Annotated in this window: 18 protein-coding genes; 4 read left to right on the top strand and 14 right to left on the bottom strand. The window is 44.2% G+C overall.

Annotation, left to right across the window (positions count from 1 at the left end; genetic code table 11):
- Positions 1–94: 94 nt before the first annotated feature.
- From ACTNB8_RS14870 to ACTNB8_RS14850, 5 genes are all read right to left on the bottom strand, one after another.
- Entirely contained in the window at positions 95–1030 is a 936-nt protein-coding gene (locus ACTNB8_RS14870) for a cation diffusion facilitator family transporter (RefSeq protein WP_441055908.1), read from the bottom strand.
- 12 nt (positions 1031–1042) lie between these two features.
- Positions 1043–3193 (bottom strand): peptidylprolyl isomerase, encoded by a 2151-nt coding sequence (locus ACTNB8_RS14865; RefSeq protein WP_441038412.1) that lies wholly within the window; start codon positions 3191–3193, stop codon positions 1043–1045.
- A gap of 130 nt (positions 3194–3323) precedes the next feature.
- Positions 3324–3608: an ArsR/SmtB family transcription factor gene (locus tag ACTNB8_RS14860; protein ID WP_270339489.1), complete on the bottom strand. Its 285-nt coding sequence runs from the start codon at positions 3606–3608 to the stop codon at positions 3324–3326.
- A gap of 30 nt (positions 3609–3638) precedes the next feature.
- Entirely contained in the window at positions 3639–5528 is a 1890-nt protein-coding gene (locus ACTNB8_RS14855; protein ID WP_270339487.1) for a heavy metal translocating P-type ATPase, read from the bottom strand.
- A 143-nt stretch (positions 5529–5671) separates the two neighbouring features.
- Complete coding sequence (locus ACTNB8_RS14850; RefSeq protein WP_270339486.1) at positions 5672–5890, bottom strand: cation transporter; 219 nt, start codon at positions 5888–5890, stop codon at positions 5672–5674.
- 167 nt (positions 5891–6057) lie between these two features.
- Between ACTNB8_RS14850 and ACTNB8_RS14845 the strand changes: the two genes are divergently transcribed.
- The 4 genes from ACTNB8_RS14845 to ACTNB8_RS14830 all read left to right on the top strand — a co-directional run bounded on the left by ACTNB8_RS14845 (position 6058) and on the right by ACTNB8_RS14830 (position 8580).
- Positions 6058–6432 (top strand): ArsR/SmtB family transcription factor, encoded by a 375-nt coding sequence (locus ACTNB8_RS14845; RefSeq protein WP_270339485.1) that lies wholly within the window; start codon positions 6058–6060, stop codon positions 6430–6432.
- 19 nt (positions 6433–6451) lie between these two features.
- A complete protein-coding gene (locus tag ACTNB8_RS14840) occupies positions 6452–7441 on the top strand; it encodes a helix-turn-helix domain-containing protein (RefSeq protein WP_441038411.1) in 990 nt (329 codons plus the stop codon).
- 103 nt (positions 7442–7544) lie between these two features.
- Complete coding sequence (locus ACTNB8_RS14835) at positions 7545–7919, top strand: ArsR/SmtB family transcription factor (RefSeq protein WP_441038410.1); 375 nt, start codon at positions 7545–7547, stop codon at positions 7917–7919.
- A 115-nt stretch (positions 7920–8034) separates the two neighbouring features.
- Complete coding sequence (locus tag ACTNB8_RS14830) at positions 8035–8580, top strand: DUF3877 family protein (RefSeq protein WP_441038409.1); 546 nt, start codon at positions 8035–8037, stop codon at positions 8578–8580.
- A gap of 247 nt (positions 8581–8827) precedes the next feature.
- Here the strand turns inward: ACTNB8_RS14830 and ACTNB8_RS14825 are convergent, their stop codons facing one another.
- From ACTNB8_RS14825 to ACTNB8_RS14785, 9 genes are all read right to left on the bottom strand, one after another.
- Positions 8828–10834, bottom strand: a complete 2007-nt coding sequence (locus tag ACTNB8_RS14825; RefSeq protein WP_441055907.1) for a lysozyme family protein — start codon at positions 10832–10834, stop codon at positions 8828–8830.
- Between the two features lie 31 nt (positions 10835–10865).
- Positions 10866–13196 (bottom strand): VirB4-like conjugal transfer ATPase, CD1110 family, encoded by a 2331-nt coding sequence (locus ACTNB8_RS14820; RefSeq protein ID WP_441039827.1) that lies wholly within the window; start codon positions 13194–13196, stop codon positions 10866–10868.
- A complete protein-coding gene (locus ACTNB8_RS14815; protein ID WP_441039804.1) occupies positions 13189–13623 on the bottom strand; it encodes a PrgI family protein in 435 nt (144 codons plus the stop codon). Before ACTNB8_RS14815 ends, ACTNB8_RS14820 begins: the two co-directional genes overlap by 8 nt.
- 8 nt (positions 13624–13631) lie before the next feature.
- A complete protein-coding gene (locus ACTNB8_RS14810) occupies positions 13632–14069 on the bottom strand; it encodes a DUF4313 domain-containing protein (protein WP_441039806.1) in 438 nt (145 codons plus the stop codon).
- A gap of 11 nt (positions 14070–14080) precedes the next feature.
- Positions 14081–14920: a hypothetical protein gene (locus tag ACTNB8_RS14805; RefSeq protein ID WP_441039808.1), complete on the bottom strand. Its 840-nt coding sequence runs from the start codon at positions 14918–14920 to the stop codon at positions 14081–14083.
- Between the two features lie 75 nt (positions 14921–14995).
- Positions 14996–15355: a glutamyl-tRNA amidotransferase gene (locus tag ACTNB8_RS14800; RefSeq protein ID WP_441039810.1), complete on the bottom strand. Its 360-nt coding sequence runs from the start codon at positions 15353–15355 to the stop codon at positions 14996–14998.
- A gap of 14 nt (positions 15356–15369) precedes the next feature.
- Positions 15370–17100, bottom strand: a complete 1731-nt coding sequence (locus ACTNB8_RS14795; RefSeq protein ID WP_441039829.1) for a VirD4-like conjugal transfer protein, CD1115 family — start codon at positions 17098–17100, stop codon at positions 15370–15372.
- Positions 17101–17126: 26 nt separating this feature from the next.
- Positions 17127–17378 carry a DUF4314 domain-containing protein gene (locus ACTNB8_RS14790; protein WP_441055909.1) on the bottom strand — a complete coding sequence of 84 codons (252 nt, stop codon included), beginning with the start codon at positions 17376–17378 and terminating at the stop codon, positions 17127–17129.
- 30 nt (positions 17379–17408) lie between these two features.
- Positions 17409–17726 carry a hypothetical protein gene (locus tag ACTNB8_RS14785; protein WP_441039813.1) on the bottom strand — a complete coding sequence of 106 codons (318 nt, stop codon included), beginning with the start codon at positions 17724–17726 and terminating at the stop codon, positions 17409–17411.
- Positions 17727–17929: the final 203 nt, after the last annotated feature.

Genomic DNA, 17929 nt, shown 5'->3' with positions numbered 1-17929 from the left:
GGTGAATGTTGTTGTCTTGCCATAGTTGGACTCCTTTCGTTATAAAAATCATACGGGAAATCCAACTTAGAAACAATGATTTTTTTGTCTTAATTTATGGGTTCATTATACGATAATGCACTGATAAATTTATATTTACCAGATTGGTATCTCCTGTAAGCAGTTCCTGAACGCCTGTTTCAACTCTCTGAACTTCACCTGTATTTACGATTGAAACTTCTTCAATTGGACTGGGTAGTCTGTAATGAATGCCAGGTGAAACATCCCTGGTAATTCTTCCAAATCTTCTGACTACACCTTCCTCATCCAGTTTTATGGTATAGATTCCAGATAACAAATATGAAATGAGCATTACAGCACACATACCTGCTGCCATCTTTTTATTTTCATGAAATCCATGATTATGATGTCCATGTTCTTCCACCGCATCCGGGTGCATCAATGCCCGAATATTTTCGGTTAAAATTTCATATCCGGAAATCATCAGAAGAACCATTGCTACAATAGCTGCCAGTTTATCCAGATCCGGCATTCCAAACAAAGAACCAACTACGCCCACTAACACGGCAATCCCACAATACATATCCATTTTGGAATGGTATCCATCTGCTTTAAGACTTTCCGATCCGGTCTGCTCGCCAACATAAATCTTGTACCGTGCCATAAAATAATTAATCACAACACCGACAAAAGCTCCGGCTGCAACAAACGGAACATATTTTAATTCTGTCTGTTCTCCACTGAGTGCATCAGATAAAATCTCAATTCCCATATAAAAAATGAATATTGATACAAAAATTGCCAGGATATGTTCCATTTTTCTTGATATATTTCTTGCTTTTTCTCCACAGAATCTTGCAATCATAAGTCCTGCAAATACAACACTTGTTACAAATAAATCGGTGAAAGAATGGTATGCATTTGCCGCAAGACCAATACTCCCCGAAATATCTGCGAGAAAGAATCTCAGGATAATCAAAATGATATTTGCAATGATTGTCACTAAAATTGTTTTTTCTTTTCTTCCCATCATTAATTACTCCTATGTCTCTGTTAGCATCTTTTTCAGGGTTCTGTCATAAATCTTTAGATCCGCATCATTTAGGATCTGTTGTGATAACTCTTCTGAGAGTTTATCATGTGCCTGTTCATTTAAATGACTTTTTATTGCATCTGACAGTTCCTCTAATGGTTTTAACTCTTCTGCAGATTTGCTTCTTACCAGCAAAATATAAAAAGCATTCTGGTATTCGATCACATTACTGAATTCATTTTCATTTAAAGAAAACGCTGCTTCAGCAAGTGGTTCAGCCAAATGATTTTTGTAGATTTGGCCCGTTATCTGTCCACCATTCTCAGCTGAAGTATCTTCAGAATATTGTTTTGCCACTTCAGCAAAATCTTTACCTTCTTTTAATAACCCATATGCTTCTTCGGCAGAAGTCTTTGCCTGCCCTTTCTTTTCGCCATTTTCTCCCTGACTGATCCAGATCAGACTCAGCTCTACAGAGGCCGGTGTCACCAGAGATTCTTTATTCTCTTCGTAATACTGTTTGATCTCTTCCTCTGTAGGTTCATCCAGATTTGTATCTACTGTTTCCTGGTGCATCACCTGATAAAGATACTGAACCTGAAGTTCTTCAAAACTGTGGCTGTTTTCTCCATCATCCGCACCATCAGTACTTTTTTCCAATAACAATTCTTTGGCAATCATCTGTTCTACCAGTTTCTTTTTTTCCTCAAAAGTAGAAAATTTGGAACGATATTCTTCTGATAATTCCTGAAATTCTTTATAAAAGTCACCCAGTGTATAACGTCTGCTGTGAACCACAAATAAAGTGTCATTTTTTCTTGTTGTATATTCTTTATCTATATTTTCCTGTAACAAAATGTTCTCAATTTCTTTTGTTACCTCGGATAATTTTTTTACCCCTCCTTCTTTTTTCTGATTTACTTTTATGATACTAATACTTCCATCTTCATTTTCTATCGGTTCGCTGATTTCACCTTCTTTCATAGTGGCAATTGTTTTTCCCAGTTCTGTATCCGAAGACAGGTCTATCGAATTTTTGAATACCTTCTTATCTTTGCCAAAAGAACCTGCTATATTTTCGAGACTTTCTCCGGAACGTATTTTTCTTACTGCTTCTGTAGCAGTATCCATCTTTCCGTCCGCAATTTTTATTTCGCTGTAATCCGCAGAAGCAGACGTTTGATATTTTTCTTTATTCTGTTCATAGTAATCAGAGATTTCTTCTTTTGTTGGTGTATTAACTTCCAATACGTCATAATTCACCTGTAATCCTGATGTTTTTTTCAACTCCTCAAAGTATGTTTCAAAAAAACTTCCATCTTTTTCAGAGGCAAGTGTCTTTCTGATTTCTTCTTCTGACTCATCCAGGCTTTTTCCTTTGAATTTATCCTGATTTTCTGAATAGTACTGCTGAACTTCTGTCTTGGAAATTGACTCAGGAGATACATTTTCTTCATGAAGCTGCGACATATACTGTTCAACTGTTGCATCGTTCAACAGATCTTCCATATTATGCTGAACTTCTTCCCTGCCAGTGATTCCCTTTTCTTTGGCCCAGTTTAAAATCATTTGTTCAGAAGCCATTTTAGATACCATTTCCTGATATCCTTCTAATGAATCTACAGGATGTACTTCGCACTCTTCCGTTGCATCACACTTTGAATGGTCATAACCATGTGTTGGGCATAGCATATGCTCTCTTTCTTTTGCACCTTCTACGGCAATAAAATTTTTTAGTTCTTCTATTGTTATTTTCTGCTCATTATAAGTTGCGACAACATCCGGAGCCGGTGGCTTTGGCTCCTGTAACACTGGCAGGCTGTGATATATGCCCAGTGCCGCCCCGCCCAGAGCCATTGCTCCAAATACCCCCAGTGGCCATCTCCTTCTGGTACGTCGTTCTGGTACAACCATTACCTCATGTTCTGGTTCTGACTCTTCCTCCTCGACGGATTCCATCATTTCACCATGCCCCGGCACTTCTTCCTGCTTATCTTTAGTTTTTTTCTCCTTTTTCGTATTTTTAAATCCCATAGCATGTAAAAAGTCCGACAGCACTGTTTCTGATTCTATCTCGTTATTCAGATCACCATCCTTTCCCTTTTGTTCCAGTTCATTTTCATCATCCTGTACCCGCGGTATTTTGTCATTTTCTGCCATTTTACATTCTCCTGAAATGCCTAAATATTTTGCAGGCACAGTATAAAGAAAAGTTATGGGAAAATTATGGGGATTTACAGAAAAAGTGGCAGCCTGCGCTGCCACTCCCTTTGTCGGATCACCATATATTCTATAATTCACATATATGTTCCAGACCTGTATCAATAATCAGGCGAACATGTTTATCTGCAAGACTGTAAAATATCAGTTTTCCTTCCCGTCTCCTCTTTATTAAGCGGTGTGCTTTTAGAATATTTAACTGATGCGATACGGATGATTCTGACATATCTAGTTCTTTGGCAAGACAATTTACACATGTTTCTTTTTCGTGGAGGGCAAGTAAAATCCTGATTCGTGAAGTATTTCCAAAAATTTTAAACAGTTCTGCTACAGAATACAGTTCATTTTCATTCAAATATGAAATCCCCCAGTTATCCAATATATTCTACAAATTCTTAACATGTAAGGTTCTGATTGCATTTAAAATTGCAAGAACCATTACTCCCACATCTGCAAAAATCGCAAACCACATATTCGCAATACCTAATGCGCCAAGAATCAGGCAGGCAAATTTTACTACTAAAGCAAAAACAATGTTCTGATATACGATTCCAAGACATTTTCTTGAAATTCTGATTGCTTTTGCGATCTTGATCGGATCATCATCCATTAAAACAACATCTGCAGCCTCAATGGCAGCATCACTTCCCATTGCTCCCATTGCAACTCCTATGTCGGCTCTGGAAAGTACCGGAGCATCGTTGATGCCATCACCAACAAATGCAACCTTTCCCTTTGTTCCTTTTCTGGATTCCAGAATTTTCTCAACTTCGTCAACTTTGTCTCCTGGCAGAAGTTCACTGTGTACTTCATCAACCCCAAGATTTGCAGCCACCTGATCTGCCACTCGTTTTGCATCTCCGGTAAGCATGATTGTCTTTTCAACACCTGCTTTTTTCAGAGCCTTAATCGCATCTTTTGCATGTGGTTTTTCCACATCCGAAATTACAATGTGACCAGCATAACTTCCATTTACTGCAATGTGGATTATGGTACCTACACTATGGCAGTCTGAATAAGAAATACCCAGTTTTTTCATCAATTTGCTGTTTCCGGCTGCAACAGATGTTCCATCTACCTTTGCCAGAATACCATGACCGCTGATTTCCTGTATATCACTGACACGGTTCCTGTCAATTTCTTTTCCATATGCGCGCTGCAGACTCTTGCTGATCGGATGGGAAGAAGAGCTTTCTGCCAGTGCTGCATACTCCAGAAGCTTTGCTTCTTCCATTGTGTTATGATGAACGCCGTTTACTTCAAATACACCCTGTGTCAAAGTACCTGTCTTATCAAATACTACAACCTTTGTTTTTGACAGAGTTTCCAGATAATTAGAACCTTTTACCAGGATTCCTTCATGGCTTGCACCACCAATTCCGGCAAAGAAACTTAACGGAATGCTGATTACAAGCGCACATGGACAGCTAATTACAAGGAAGGTTAATGCTCTGTAAATCCAGGAACCCCATTGTGCCGGAAGTCCCATGAACAGACTTCGAACAACCGGCGGTAAAATTGCCAGTGCCAGTGCTGCGATACAAACTGCAGGGGTATATACCTTTGCAAATTTTGAAATAAAATCTTCTGATTTTGATTTTCTGGAACTGGAATTTTCTACAAGCTCCAGAATCTTTGATACGGTAGATTCTCCAAACTCTTTTGTTGTTCGAATCTTAAGGACACCCGTCATATTGATACATCCACTGATCACTTCATCTCCGATATTTGCTTCTCTTGGGAGGCTTTCACCCGTCAGAGCGCTGGTATTCAGTGAAGAATTTCCCTCTGTTATGATTCCATCCAGCGGAACTTTTTCGCCCGGCTGGACAACAATAATACTGCCAATTTCCACTTCATCCGGATCTACTTTTTCCAGTTTTCCGTCTTTTTCAATATTCGCATAATCCGGACGGATATCCATCAGCGCACTGATGTTGCGACGGCTTTTTCCAACGGCATAGCTCTGAAACAATTCACCGATCTGATAAAATAACATAACAGCAATCGCTTCATTATAATCACCGCTTTTTTCATAAATAGCCAGTGCGATCGCACCTACCGTTGCCACTGCCATCAGAAAGTTTTCATCAAAGATCTGTCCATTAATGATTCCTTTTATCGCTTTTCTTAAAATGTCATATCCAATGATCAGATATGTGGCCATATAAAGTGCCATCCTCGGCAAGCCACTAATCGGAGCCAATGAAAGTCCGATTAACATTGCTGTGGCTATTAAAATTCTGATCAGCATAGTTTTCTGTTTTTTTGTCATAATGTTGTCCCACCTTTTTATTGAACATATGATTATTTTTTCATATATTATTTGAAATATACGCCCCAAAATATATCCTATTCCGGGGCGATTTGGTTTTATAGTCTTTATTAACTTTCAGGAACAAGGGAAACTTTTATCTATCAGATAAACACTTCACAGTCAGGTTCTACTTTTTTGCAGGCTTTCACAACACTTGCCATAACTGTTTTCGGTTCCTGCCCTTCTTCAAATTCTACGATCATTTTCTGTGTCATAAAATTAACCGTTGCATTTGCAACTCCGGCAGTTTTCTTTGCTGCATCTTCCATCAGGTTTGCACAGTTTGCACAGTCTACTTCAATCTTATATGTTTTCTTCATAAATAGAAAACTCCTTTCTTTTATTCAAGTATTAAGCACTTGTTTATTTGTTATGATTGTAGTATAATCGCATCATAAAGGAGTGTCAACACACTTTGGTTTTCTTCTTCCAAACAGAACCAAACATCTTCCAAATGGAACAATCTCAAAAGAAAAGGAGCCTGATTATGACATCTGAATTTCATTTACCCCATAACCATGAGGAAAAAAATGTGGAAGAACTTCTTCCTCAGCTTTCTAATGCAGAAAACTTTGGAGCTGCTGCCGATATCTTTAAACTTCTCGGAGACACCAGCCGTTTACGTATCTTCTGGCTGCTATGTCACTGTGAAGAATGTGTCCTCAATATTTCTACATTGATGGGTATGACAAGCCCGGCGGTATCTCATCATCTGCGTCTTTTAAAATCAAACGGTCTTGTAACCAGCCGGCGAAATGGAAAGGAAGTCTGCTATAAAGCATCCGATACAGAACAGAGCCGCCTGCTGCATCTGAGTATTGAAAAAACACTTGAAATAACCTGTCCATCCAATACACGCTAAAGAAAAGAGGTTTCAATTTATGGCTGTATATGATCAGAATTTAATTTCACAGGAATTACAGGATATTCCATATGGAAATATAAGGATTGTAGGAAAATCATCTTTAAATACAGATATCTTTCCACAAAAAATAAATTTTCAATCCAAAATAAATGGCACAGGAAAAGCAACCATTCTTCCACTCTTCCCCGGATGTTTTATGACTTTTTTTACTTTCCGGGCAACCAGTCTTTCCGGATATCATCCGGCATATGAAGCTCTGATCCAGATTGATTTTTGTCAATATGGACGTTTAGAATGGGAACTGGAGCATTCCAGCCATATTTATCTTGGCAGCGGGGATCTGTCTGTTCATCGTATGGATAACTGTGTACACTCTACTCTTTGTTTTCCTTTAGGTTACTACAAAGGTATCTCCCTGTTCATAGCTCCAGAATATCTGGAACATACACTTTCTGAATATTCATTAAAAAAAGGTATTTCTGATCTGTCCTGGATTACTGATCTTTGCTATGATAAAAATTTCTCTGTCTTTTCAGGAAATGAGCAGATCGGACATCTTTTTTTCGGTATTGATAAAATATCTTCTAAAATCCAGAACGATATATGCAAGTTAAAAGTTCTGGAACTTTTTTTATACCTAAGCACACTCCCTGATTCCCATGCAAAAACACCTTCCTCCTATCCGTCCGAGCAAACGGAACTGATCAAAAAAATACATGAATATATGATGCAGAACCTTGGAGAACGAATCACAATCGACCAATTATCCAAACAGTTTCTTGTCAATACCTCAACATTAAAAGAGGTATTCAAGGCAGTATATGGTGGTTCCATTGCCGCACATATGAAAGAACATAGATTTAAAGAAGCTGCCAGATTGCTTAAAGAAACAAATGACAGTGTCTCCCAGATTGCCAAATGTGTTGGATACGAAAGCCAAAGTAAATTTTCTATTGCTTTTAAAGAAATATTTCATGTATCGCCATCTGAATATCGGAAAAGGTAAATATCATTCAGACTCTTTAAACAGTCATTGACATCTTCTACTTCAGATGGTATTATCGCTAATAGTTGAACAACTATTCAACTTAATACAAAGAGGTTTTATCATGAATAAATATTATCCAGATATCGACAGGTGTGATTGTTCCAGCATTCACGAAAATGTTGTTTCAGCAGTCCGTCAAAATATGGGGGACGAAGATAAGTTTTTAGATTTAGCAGATACTTTTAAAATTTTCAGCGACTCTACAAGAGTAAAAATATTATATGCATTAATGCAGGCAGAAATGTGCGTATGCGATATTTCCGTATTACTTGGAATGTCTAAATCCTCAGTCTCTCATCAATTGCGTATCTTAAAACAATCAAATTTGGTTAAATATCGAAAGGCAGGAAGAGTTGTTTACTATTCTCTGGCTGATGAACATGTAAAATCAATTTTTAACGAAGGCATGATTCATGTATGTGAACAACCCCGATGACAGGGATTATGTTGTATATATTTTATATGCAGCATATCCCTTACTTTACCGCTTAATAGTTGAATAATTGAACAACTATAGTCAAAATAGTAATCACATAATTGGGAGGAAAAAGATGTATAATCAAAATCAGTCATATCAAAAATTAGAACAAAATTTAATTGATGTCATTTTAGAAGAACAGGCCAAACTTGGATACAGAAAAGAGGCAATCCAGTTATATTATCCGCTTGGCTCATTAAATCATTTTTTCAACAGCAGTGATTCTGCAGATAACATGGAAAAGAGGCTTAATAATTTTCCTGCTTTTGTAGCCAACAGGTTCGGAATTATCAGATTCTCTCACGAAGGTGACCGCTTCTGTTTTTATCTTGCACCGGAGGCATCGGAATACGTCCATCAGAACAAGGGAGAAAATGTATTTATATTTGAACTTGTAGGGCTGTTGCAAGAAGAAACTACAACGCTCAACAGTGTTATTACTTTTTTTAGAAAATGGGACAGCAACTGCATTGTAAAAGAAATGGATAATGGCGAATTTGATGTCCTTATTATGTTTATTGACAGAGATGATCCTTATTATTACTGCTTTAAAGACGAAGGATGCCATGTCATATATCACAGATTTCTTCCGGCAGATTATGCGGATTTTGGATTTTGAAATTTATGAAATATCTATCTATTTTCTGATTTCCCATATTTTTACCACATTATTATTTTATTCTTATCCCTGCAAGTTCAAAAGATGCCGTTTAAACCTCCGGGTACCCAATTTTTTAAACGGCATCGTCTAACAACAATTCTGTTATAGCAGATTTATATAGATATCTCCCCTTTTCCAGACAGGCATATAATAATGCTTTGTCTGGAAATTTGGTTTTAAGCAAAGAAATCTTATAATATGGCTATCAATTAATCAGCCCATAACCCATAATTGTATTGTCATTTATATTATAATTTCTCTGGGCAACCATATTGCTGGTGTTTCCTTCTACTGTATAAATGACATTTTCCTCTGTTTTCTCCACGATTCCCACATGGTCTGAGGTTCCGTCCCCATTCCAGTCAAAAAAGATCAGGGTTCCAGGTGCTGGCGAGTATCCCCGGCTCTTCCATTTTCCCTTACTCTGGAACCAAGCAATTCCATCATCGCACAGGGAAAACTTCGGCATCTTGCCGCTCTCGATCAGTCCGGTCTGATCTCCACACCAGCTGGCAAAGCAGGCGCACCATGCCACATGACTGTCAAATCCATACCACGACCAGAACTTCTGGCCTCCTTCGTTTCCAAGCTGGGTAAGTGCCACGGATACGATCTGGCCGTTACCTCCAAACAGGCCGGCAAACAAGCCACCACTGGAATAATACCGCAGGACATGTGGAACGTACTCTGGATCTCCATAAGCACTCCACCCATGCGAAGCTGCCTGCTCATTAGAAAACTGCAGGGCATTTTCTGCACTGTAGCCGCCATACTTCCGTATTGCCCACGTTATGTATCCGTTGCCGTAGTTATATCCTTGCAGGGACAGTTTCAGCTTATCCATATCCTGTGGACTGGTGCATCCGGCTTCCTTCAGGCAGTCCGCATAATACTGGATTCCTACCTGTATGGAATAATCTGCATCCTGGATGGCATTGGGGCTGTTAGAGTACCGGGTGTTGTATGGGCACTCACTGCTCTGCATGGGATCGGTTCCCCGGCCGCCGGATTCCTGCATCATGATCGCCTGTATCACGGAAACGTATTCGGGGATTCCATATTGGTTGGCATATTTCTGGATGGTTGCAGTGTAGGAAAGGACTTCCTGGCTGAGTGCTTCGTTGCTCTCTGAGCTTCCAGAGAACGCCGCACCGCCTATGATTCCGACTATGATGACCAATAAAAGAACGATCACTGCTCCGGCGGCTCCCAGTGCAGCCACCATGGACTGTACGGTTTTCGCTGCCGCTTCCACGGCGGCCCTGGCTGCCTTGAAGGTATTCTCCCCTGCCCTTGCCGTTTTCTGTATCCGGCGGACTCCCTCGGAAGTCTGCATGGCTGCTTTCTTGGCTGCCTGTTTCGCTGCCCTTCGTTCCATCTGCTTCTGCATCCGGACGGTCAGGGCATTGGAACTGGCTGCCCGGATTTTCTGCTCTGGCTGGACGCTGATCTTCGCAGACTGGGGAGCTGTCTTAATGGTACGCTTCTGCATGGTTTTTGGCTCCGGCTGTTTCCTTGGTTTTTCCTTGATCCGAATGGTTTCCGGCTGTTTCTGTCGGATGGCGGTCTGCCTTACTGTATCTTTTGCGTCCTTCTTCCGGCTCTGTTCTCGGATGGAGAACTGCTTCATTTCTGCTATCTCCTGCCCGTTCTGGATTCTCGGTGTCTCCCTGGCTGCACGGATCTTCTGTTCTTTTGTTTTGACGGCATCTGAAACCGCCTTTTGCCGCTGGGCTTTCTGGATCTGTACTTCCCGGATCTGTGCTTCCTGAGCTTCCCGACTTTTGATTTTCCCGTTTGCAGCCGCCTGTTCCCGGCTCTTCTGCCTGGGTGTGTCTCTGCTGGCAGAATCGGCAGCCTGCGTGTCCCCTGTTCCTCTGGCGGCTTCTTTCTCCGCTTCTTTTTCTGCTTCTTTTTTGCCAGCGGCTCTCTGTTTGATCTTCTCGTAGGAAGTCTGTGCTGCTGTCTTTCCGGCTCCGGTTACGGTTCTGCCTGTCTTTCTTGCAGCCCATTCCTCTGCGGATGTGACTTTCCCACTGGCATATTCGGATGGGGATTGTTCTCCCATATCATTGTCCCTGGCATTTGCGATGGTCTGGGATTTTTCCTTGCTCTCCAGTATTGCCGTCCGCATCAGCTCCTTGGGGATTCTGGAGGCAGGATTTTTGGTCTTTGGTTTTGTTGTGACTTCTTTGGTTTTGATATCCTTCATCTCTCACCTCCAGTCCCGGCTTGTACCGCTCTTACGCTTCGCCCGGCTTGGTCGTCATCAGGCGGTACAGTTTTGTATTTCTTGGAAACGAATTTTCAAACGGCACCAGATTCCCGGAACAGCGGATCAGTCCATGTCCGGCACCCACATTGGTGATGTAGGATAACTGGTTGTCTGAAATATTCAGAAGTGCCGCCAGCTCGTCCCGGTCGGTGGTGGCCTGATTCAAAAGAATCAGGAATTCACTGTTTGCCAGCATCAGACGGGCCGTATCAGATTTCAGAAGTTCCTCTACGTTCTGGGTAAGCCCGGTTACAAATCCGGAATACTTACGGATACGCTTGTACAGACGGTAGAAAAAGTCCGCACTGTATTCGTAACGGAACAGCAGATAAAACTCATCTGCAAAGATCCATGTCGTTTTTTCCTTCTTCCAGTTCTGGATCACACGGTTGAAAATCGAATCCAGCGTGACCAGCATGCCAAGGGGCATCAGCTGTTCGCCCAGCTCCCGGATGTCATAGTCGATGATACGGCTCTTCGTGTTGACATTGGTTTCCTGGGCAAAGGTGTTCAGACTGCCATTGATAAACAGTTCCGAAGACAGGGCCAGCCCTCTGGCTTCTTCCTCCGGCTGAAGCATGAGCTGTCGGTATAAATCCTTCAAGGTCGGCACCTGCCCTTTGTAACCGCCCCTCATATAATCCCGGTACACATCGGCAGTGCAGCGGTCGAGGATGGATTTCTCCTTTGCCGAAAGGTTTCCGGCTCCGACAAGCTGCTCAAACAGGGACAGGATAAATTCCGACTTCTCAATCAGAGGGTTTCGGTCATTGCCATAGGCAGAGTCCATGTCCAGTGCATTCAGATGGGTATCCGAGGTTGCCGAGATCCGGATAACCTCTCCGTTTAAGGCTTCCACAAGAGAAGCAAACTCTGACTCCGGATCGAGGATGAGGATGTCATCTTCTGTGGAAAGGGCAAGGTCTACGATTTCCTCTTTTGCCGAGAAGCTCTTGCCAGAGCCGCTGACACCCAGTCGGAACGAGTTGCCGTTTAACAACTTCCTTCGGTCTGCCACCAGCATATTTTTGCTGACTGCATTCTGCCCATAATAGATGCCGCCCGGCTGCATGATCTCCTGGGTATGGAACGGAATGAGGACGGCAGTGGACTCTGTGGTAAGGGTTCGCACGGCATCGATTTTCCGCAGGCCATACGGCAGGACGGTATTCAGTCCATCGACCTGTTGCCATTTCAGGGTTGCCATCTGGCAGAGGTGCTTTCTTGCAATGGAATACAGGGTTTCCGTGTCGGAGTCCAGTTGTTTCTTGCTGTCTGCCATATGTACCATTGTCAGGATGCCGAACATCATCCGCTGGTCCCTGGTGGTCAGGTCGTCCAGCATCTCCTTGGTCTCTTTTCTCTGCAGCTCCATATCATAGGGAACCACGGCAGAAAAGTTATTGTTTGCATTCTGGCGTCTCTGCCAGTTGGTAACGTTGGTCTCTACGCCCAGCAGTCGGTTCTGGATCTCACGCACCGCTTCATCGGTCGGTACGGGGATGATATCAATGGACAGCATCAGGTTTCTTCCAAGGCTGCACAGTTCGGAGATCATCTCATCCTTTACATAGCTGGCATAATCTTCCATGAAAAGGACTCTGCCGTACTGCTCACCCAGTTTGAAATGGTCATTGTGGAATTCCATCGTGTCCGGGCAGATCCAGTCTTTGAAGCTGTGTCCCTTTTTTGCAAAGGCTTTCATGTCAAATGGAAAGCTCTGCGGAACATCTGCCTTGAAAAAGTCCCGGAAGATCTGGAGCCTCTGCTCTGCATCCAGTTCTTCCCCGATGGAGGACAGCTTGGCCAAATGGGTGATGATATCCGTTCCCACACGGGCAAAATAGGTTCTGGCTTCATCGATATTTTTCTTGTGGACGCTGACGGTCAGATAGCGTTCCTGATAGATGCTGTTGTTGGTACCGGAGATCTTGGACAGGAGCATGTCGTTGTACTCCTTCCGGTATTCATCCAGCCCGTCCCCTTTCATCGGAATCAGCAGGGACTGCTCAAACTCTTCCTTATTGATCTTGCGGTTGTTCAGGGTGATCTTCGCCGTACAGCCGGAATCCAGTGCATTTAAAAGCTCGGAATAATCCAGAAACATTTCCGTTTTGTCCGCTTTGCTGGCAATGGAATAGTTGATATCCGTAAACCGGAATGTCCGGGAAAATTTATTCTCTACCTGAAAAATCCCATCCGGCCAGATCTTACGGATGGGGATCGCCTGCTGGACAGACCTCGGTACTTTAAATTTTTCTTTGTCCTGTTTCAGTGTCTGACTCAGGGTTTTAATCAAAGGCATCACCCCTTCCTTTTCGCTTCTTTGGTTTCTTCTGTTTCGTCCGCTTCTTCTCCAGAAGCTCCATTCCGTTTCCCATCATTTTTTCCCCCAGCCGCAGGCTCTCTTCCATGCAGGAAAAGTACAGGTTCTCTGATTTGAATACCAGCCGTTTCGGATACAGCAGTTCGGATTTGATGACTGCCCATGCAAACTGTTCTGCCGTCATGCCGTGGTAACGAAAAAAGCCGCAGGCTGCAAAGGGAGCCGCCCCAAGCACACACAGCCATCCGGTTACCTGTTCCCCGGCATACTTTCTGGTGAGAAAATAAATCCCAAGGGCTGCCAGGATCGCCAGTACCGAAAAAAGGCACTGCCGGAAACTTAAGCCCCAGAACATTGACTCCTGATAGTCTCGGATTTCTTTATTCATTTTCACTTCCATGTCATTTTCTACCTTTCTCTTTGTGATCTCTGTTTTTTCTTTGTTTTCTGTTTTGGTGCATCCCCTTGCTGGATGCCATTTCTTTCCATAAATCTTTTTGTTCCTTCCGGATCAAGCTCTGCCAGTTTTTTCAGGTCGAATGCAACCCTCTGGAAAATGCAGTAACCGGATGATGCGGTATCCGACTGTATCGTTCCCAGCTTATGCTGCTTTATAAAACGAAGCTTTTCTTTGCTGAAATTGTGGTCGATATAGGCTTCATTGATACCTCCCAGCGGAGCAAAGGGCAGGTTTACCGTAAGGTCTGCAAAGCTTTCCGGGCATCTATCTTCCATGTGGTAAAGCCCGATATAGAGATTGTCATCGTTCATGTAACTGTCTACCCGGAGAAATAATTCCTCCCGGCCATACTGCCAGTCGTAGCTCAGTGTCTTTGGTTCTTCCATTTTTTCGCCTCCTATAATCCCATAATTTCTTTTACGATCCGGTCAGATGCCTTCACTGCCCCGACCAGTACCAGTAAGTTAAAGACCAGCTCCCCGATGTAGTTCCAGACAATCGTCACAGCGGACAGGCTGGTATCTCCGACGGCCGGCGGGCTTGCCGCAAACACCGAAAAGATGATGCAGGCCAGTGCGATGATGGCTCCTTCCAGACATACCCCGGCGTAGGAACGGATAAAGTTCTTTCCTACGGACTGGGTCGGCTCCCCGGCAAAGGTTGCCAGTGGGATCGGTGCGATGGCTGTGTACATGTACAGCTTGAACATTCTCCCGTATACAGTCAGAATCATGACAAATGACAATACCGTAATCAGCAGGCTGCCCAACAGGGTTACGATCCATAAAGGGATAGATTCCAACATCCCCACCGCTTCGATCTTGTCCACGATCTCCGAGGGCAGTTCCGTTACGGTTCCACCTGCCATCCCGGAATGGGACATGATGTTTGTCACGATGCCCTGCACAATGGAAAAGATCGCAGTCAGAAGCTCCATGCCGGACATGACGGCTCCCTGTGCCAGTGCAAAACGGATAAAGGCTTTCACTACGTGTTCCGGCTTTTTCATATCCGTGAAGCTCCCACAGGTTTTCACAAGTCCTGCCGCAAAAAATAACACCAGCAGGCCGTACCCGATGGCTCGGAGCCCTCCGTTAATGTTCGTCATCACGCTCCAGATCGCACCGCCCTTGAAATTCTCCGGGCTTTGCGTCAGCAGTGTCCAGATCTCAGACAGCTTATCGCTCCAGGTCTGCAAGGCAGAATTTAGATTCTGTACGATCCAGTTATCACTCAAACATTTTCACCTCCCATCCTGCAAAAGTGAGCGGGAAGCCAGCATTTCGCATGGCTCCCCTTCTGGTCTCTGATCCTAACCCATAATGAGGTCCAGGATCTCTTTTGCAAAGGTAATGATGATACCGCCTGCCAGTGTCAGGAATCCATTTGCCCTCTGGCTTGGATCGTGGCTCTTTAAGGACAGGCCGACCTGCACAATACCAAATCCCAGCAGGATCAGGCCAATGGCTCGGATCAGGGAAAAGATAAACGTGGACAGGTTATTGACTACCGCCAGCGGATCGCCTGCGGCGTAAACGCAGGTCGCCCCGATGCAGAAAGTCAGCACCATGACTGCATACAGGGCAAACATTTTCTTCTGCCCTCTCTTCATCTTCAGCGGTGTGGTCTCTTTTTGGGTTTCTGTGTGTTTCTTATTTTTCAGTAAATTCATCGGCATTCCTCCAATCAAAAAAGCTCCCCGATGATGTCCTCATCCAGAAGCAGTTCGTAGTCGTTATATCTTGTTTCGTCAAAAGTAAAATCGTCATGTGCCAGCGGTGCTTTCGCATAATTGAACGGGCCGGCACCGCCGTCCTCGGTATACCGGATGTTTGGATGCTTCATCAGGTCATACTTGGCATCCAGTATGGGACGCTCCCCACGGATAAACAAAAGGGCATTCTGGTTGTCCAGCATGCGGACTTCATCCGGCTGCAGCAGCTCCCTTCCGCTCTGCTGGAAGTTGGTGGAGTAGCTGCCGGATTTTCCCTTGGTCTGCCCGTAGGTGTTTGTGTCAATGGTCTCTTTTCCCAGTAATTCTGATACATATTTGTGTGTCTCTTTTTCGTTGCCGCCCAGGTATAAAAACTCATCGCAGTTGCCTACCAGACTCTCCCACGAGTCCTTGAACAGAGCTTTTAGCTGGCTCATGTTCTGGATGATGATGCTGCAGTAAATGGAACGGGATCGGCAGGTTGCCAGGATCTTCTCAAACTCGTTTGGCAGGGATACGTTTGGAAACTCATCCATGATGCAGTTGACCGGAACCGGAAGGGCACCGCCATGCACACGGTCTGCCATGTAATAAAGCGTCTGGAAAAGCTGGCTGTAGATCATGCCTACCAGATAGTTCAAAGACGTATCTGCATCCGGGATACAGCAGAAAAGGGCTACTTTCTTTTCGCCCATGCTGGAAAGATCCAGTTCATCGGTATTGGTCAGCTTGGCAATCTGCGGCAGGTTGAAGGCTGCCAGACGGACACCGACACTGATCAGGATGGACTTGGCGGTCTTTCCTGCCGCCTGCTTGTAAATGTGGTACTGTTTCACGGCAATGCTGTCCGGGTCCCGCATCTCTAGGCGGTCAAACAAAATATCCAGAGGGGACTCGTAGTCCTCGTCCTCTTCTTTTACCTGGGCAGAACCTAACATCTCCATAATCATGGCGAAGTTCTGTTCTTCCGGCGGAGCTTCGTGAAGCAGATACAGCATCAGTGCCTGAAGCAGTGCGGTCTCGCTCTTCTCCCAGAAAGGATCGGAAGACTGGGAACCTTTGGGTGTGGTGTTTTGTATCAGATTGGAAATGAGACGGAGCACGTCTTTGTCATCGTGGACGTACTCGAATGGATTGTAACAAAAAGATGTGTCGGGATTGATGAGGTCAAAGACACGCACCTCATATCCCTTCTTTTCCAGCAGGCCGCCTGTCTTTCGGAGCAGTTCTGCTTTTGGGTCGGTGATGACCATCGAACAGCAGCACTGCATGATGTTCGGCAGGGCAAAGCCTCTGGATTTTCCTGCACCGGAACCACCCACCACAAGGATGTTCAAACATCTTCGGTGCTTGTGGGTGTCCAGGCTGATGCGGAAGTTCTGGGTTAACAGGATATTCTGGGAGTACGGCTTCTGGCTGTATTTCTTACAGATCTGCCGTGCATCGCCCCATCTGGCGGAACCATGCTCTTCCCCTCTGCGGTAGTTCTTCTGGCTGGAATAAAAAATGCCGATCCCGGCTGCGTAAAGTAACGTGCAGACCAGCACCGACTTGATGGTATATTCCGTATAATGAAGCTGGAACGGATGGTTCAGCTTTTCGGTGAGAACCTCCATCAGCTCGAAAAGGTTCCTTCCCGGCTGGATGGCATCCGCAATCAGAATCGCTGCCCACCAGATGACGGGCAGTCCGGCAAGCCAGATCACCCAGTCTGACTTCCGGCTTCCTGTTACCGGGACCGCTGCTGTTTTGGCCTCTCTGCTCTTGGCAGATCCGTGATGTGGAAGCTGTCCACTCCCGGAACGAGGGCAAGGCTGCTTCCATTCTCCCAGTTTACGTGGATCTGCCCTGCATCGTCTACCATATCCACCTTACCTTTTAAACCGGGTGGCATGTGGCTTTCCCCCTCCATGCTGTTCAGGGTGACTTCCGTTCCCGATGGATATCTTCTCCGCATGGATTCTATTCTTTCTGGTGTCATATTTCTATATATTCGTACCACATCCTTTCTTCACCTTCCCCGTCCACGGCATGGGCGGCGGTATCTGGATTTCATGATCTTTAAGAGGACGCTGTCGATCCCATCGGAATAGCGTCCGTTTTTCAGGTATGTGTCCCGGAGCTGGTTTAAGGCTTCCACGGATTTGCTGTGTTCGGCTTCTGTCAGGTAGAGCTTTCCCTCTTCCTGCTCTGCCAGTTTCAGAACCAGATCCCGTGTGGTATCCACCGGAAGCCCCTGTTCTTTTTCCTGCCGGAACACTTCCCGGAGTGCATGGATCAGCATGTGGTTCATGATCCGGTCCATCTTTACATATCGCATTCTTGTCATAGGCGAGCCTCCTTTTTTCCTCTTTTTTCTCAACCACAACATACCACACTTTCTCCCGGAAAGCTACTGCAAAAGAGCCGGAAAAGCCCATTTTTATAAGGGCACTGAAAAACTCCCATTTTTTTAAGGTGGGAGTTCTTCTTTTATAATTTTTCTTGTAATTTCTAATTATATTACAAAAAAACGCTATGGTTTACCCCATA

The sequence above is a fragment of the Blautia sp. HCP28S3_G10 genome, assembly GCF_052065235.1.
GTDB lineage: Bacteria > Bacillota > Clostridia > Lachnospirales > Lachnospiraceae > Blautia_A.
This window is presented reverse-complemented; position numbering and strand designations above follow the sequence as displayed.

Bases quoted from the DNA above. Each gene is read 5' to 3' on its own strand.
- ACTNB8_RS14870 (WP_441055908.1), bottom strand. From the start codon at position 1,030: ATGGGAAGAAAAGAAAAAACAATTTTAGTGACAATCATTGCAAATATC.
- ACTNB8_RS14865 (WP_441038412.1), bottom strand. From the start codon at position 3,193: ATGGCAGAAAATGACAAAATACCGCGGGTACAGGATGATGAAAATGAA.
- ACTNB8_RS14855 (WP_270339487.1), bottom strand. From the start codon at position 5,528: ATGACAAAAAAACAGAAAACTATGCTGATCAGAATTTTAATAGCCACA.
- ACTNB8_RS14850 (WP_270339486.1), bottom strand. From the start codon at position 5,890: ATGAAGAAAACATATAAGATTGAAGTAGACTGTGCAAACTGTGCAAAC.
- ACTNB8_RS14845 (WP_270339485.1), top strand. From the start codon at position 6,058: ATGACATCTGAATTTCATTTACCCCATAACCATGAGGAAAAAAATGTG.
- ACTNB8_RS14840 (WP_441038411.1), top strand. From the start codon at position 6,452: ATGGCTGTATATGATCAGAATTTAATTTCACAGGAATTACAGGATATT.
- ACTNB8_RS14835 (WP_441038410.1), top strand. From the start codon at position 7,545: ATGAATAAATATTATCCAGATATCGACAGGTGTGATTGTTCCAGCATT.
- ACTNB8_RS14830 (WP_441038409.1), top strand. From the start codon at position 8,035: ATGTATAATCAAAATCAGTCATATCAAAAATTAGAACAAAATTTAATT.
- ACTNB8_RS14825 (WP_441055907.1), bottom strand. From the start codon at position 10,834: ATGAAGGATATCAAAACCAAAGAAGTCACAACAAAACCAAAGACCAAA.
- ACTNB8_RS14815 (WP_441039804.1), bottom strand. From the start codon at position 13,623: ATGGAAGTGAAAATGAATAAAGAAATCCGAGACTATCAGGAGTCAATG.
- ACTNB8_RS14810 (WP_441039806.1), bottom strand. From the start codon at position 14,069: ATGGAAGAACCAAAGACACTGAGCTACGACTGGCAGTATGGCCGGGAG.
- ACTNB8_RS14800 (WP_441039810.1), bottom strand. From the start codon at position 15,355: ATGAATTTACTGAAAAATAAGAAACACACAGAAACCCAAAAAGAGACC.
- ACTNB8_RS14790 (WP_441055909.1), bottom strand. From the start codon at position 17,378: ATGACACCAGAAAGAATAGAATCCATGCGGAGAAGATATCCATCGGGA.
- ACTNB8_RS14785 (WP_441039813.1), bottom strand. From the start codon at position 17,726: ATGACAAGAATGCGATATGTAAAGATGGACCGGATCATGAACCACATG.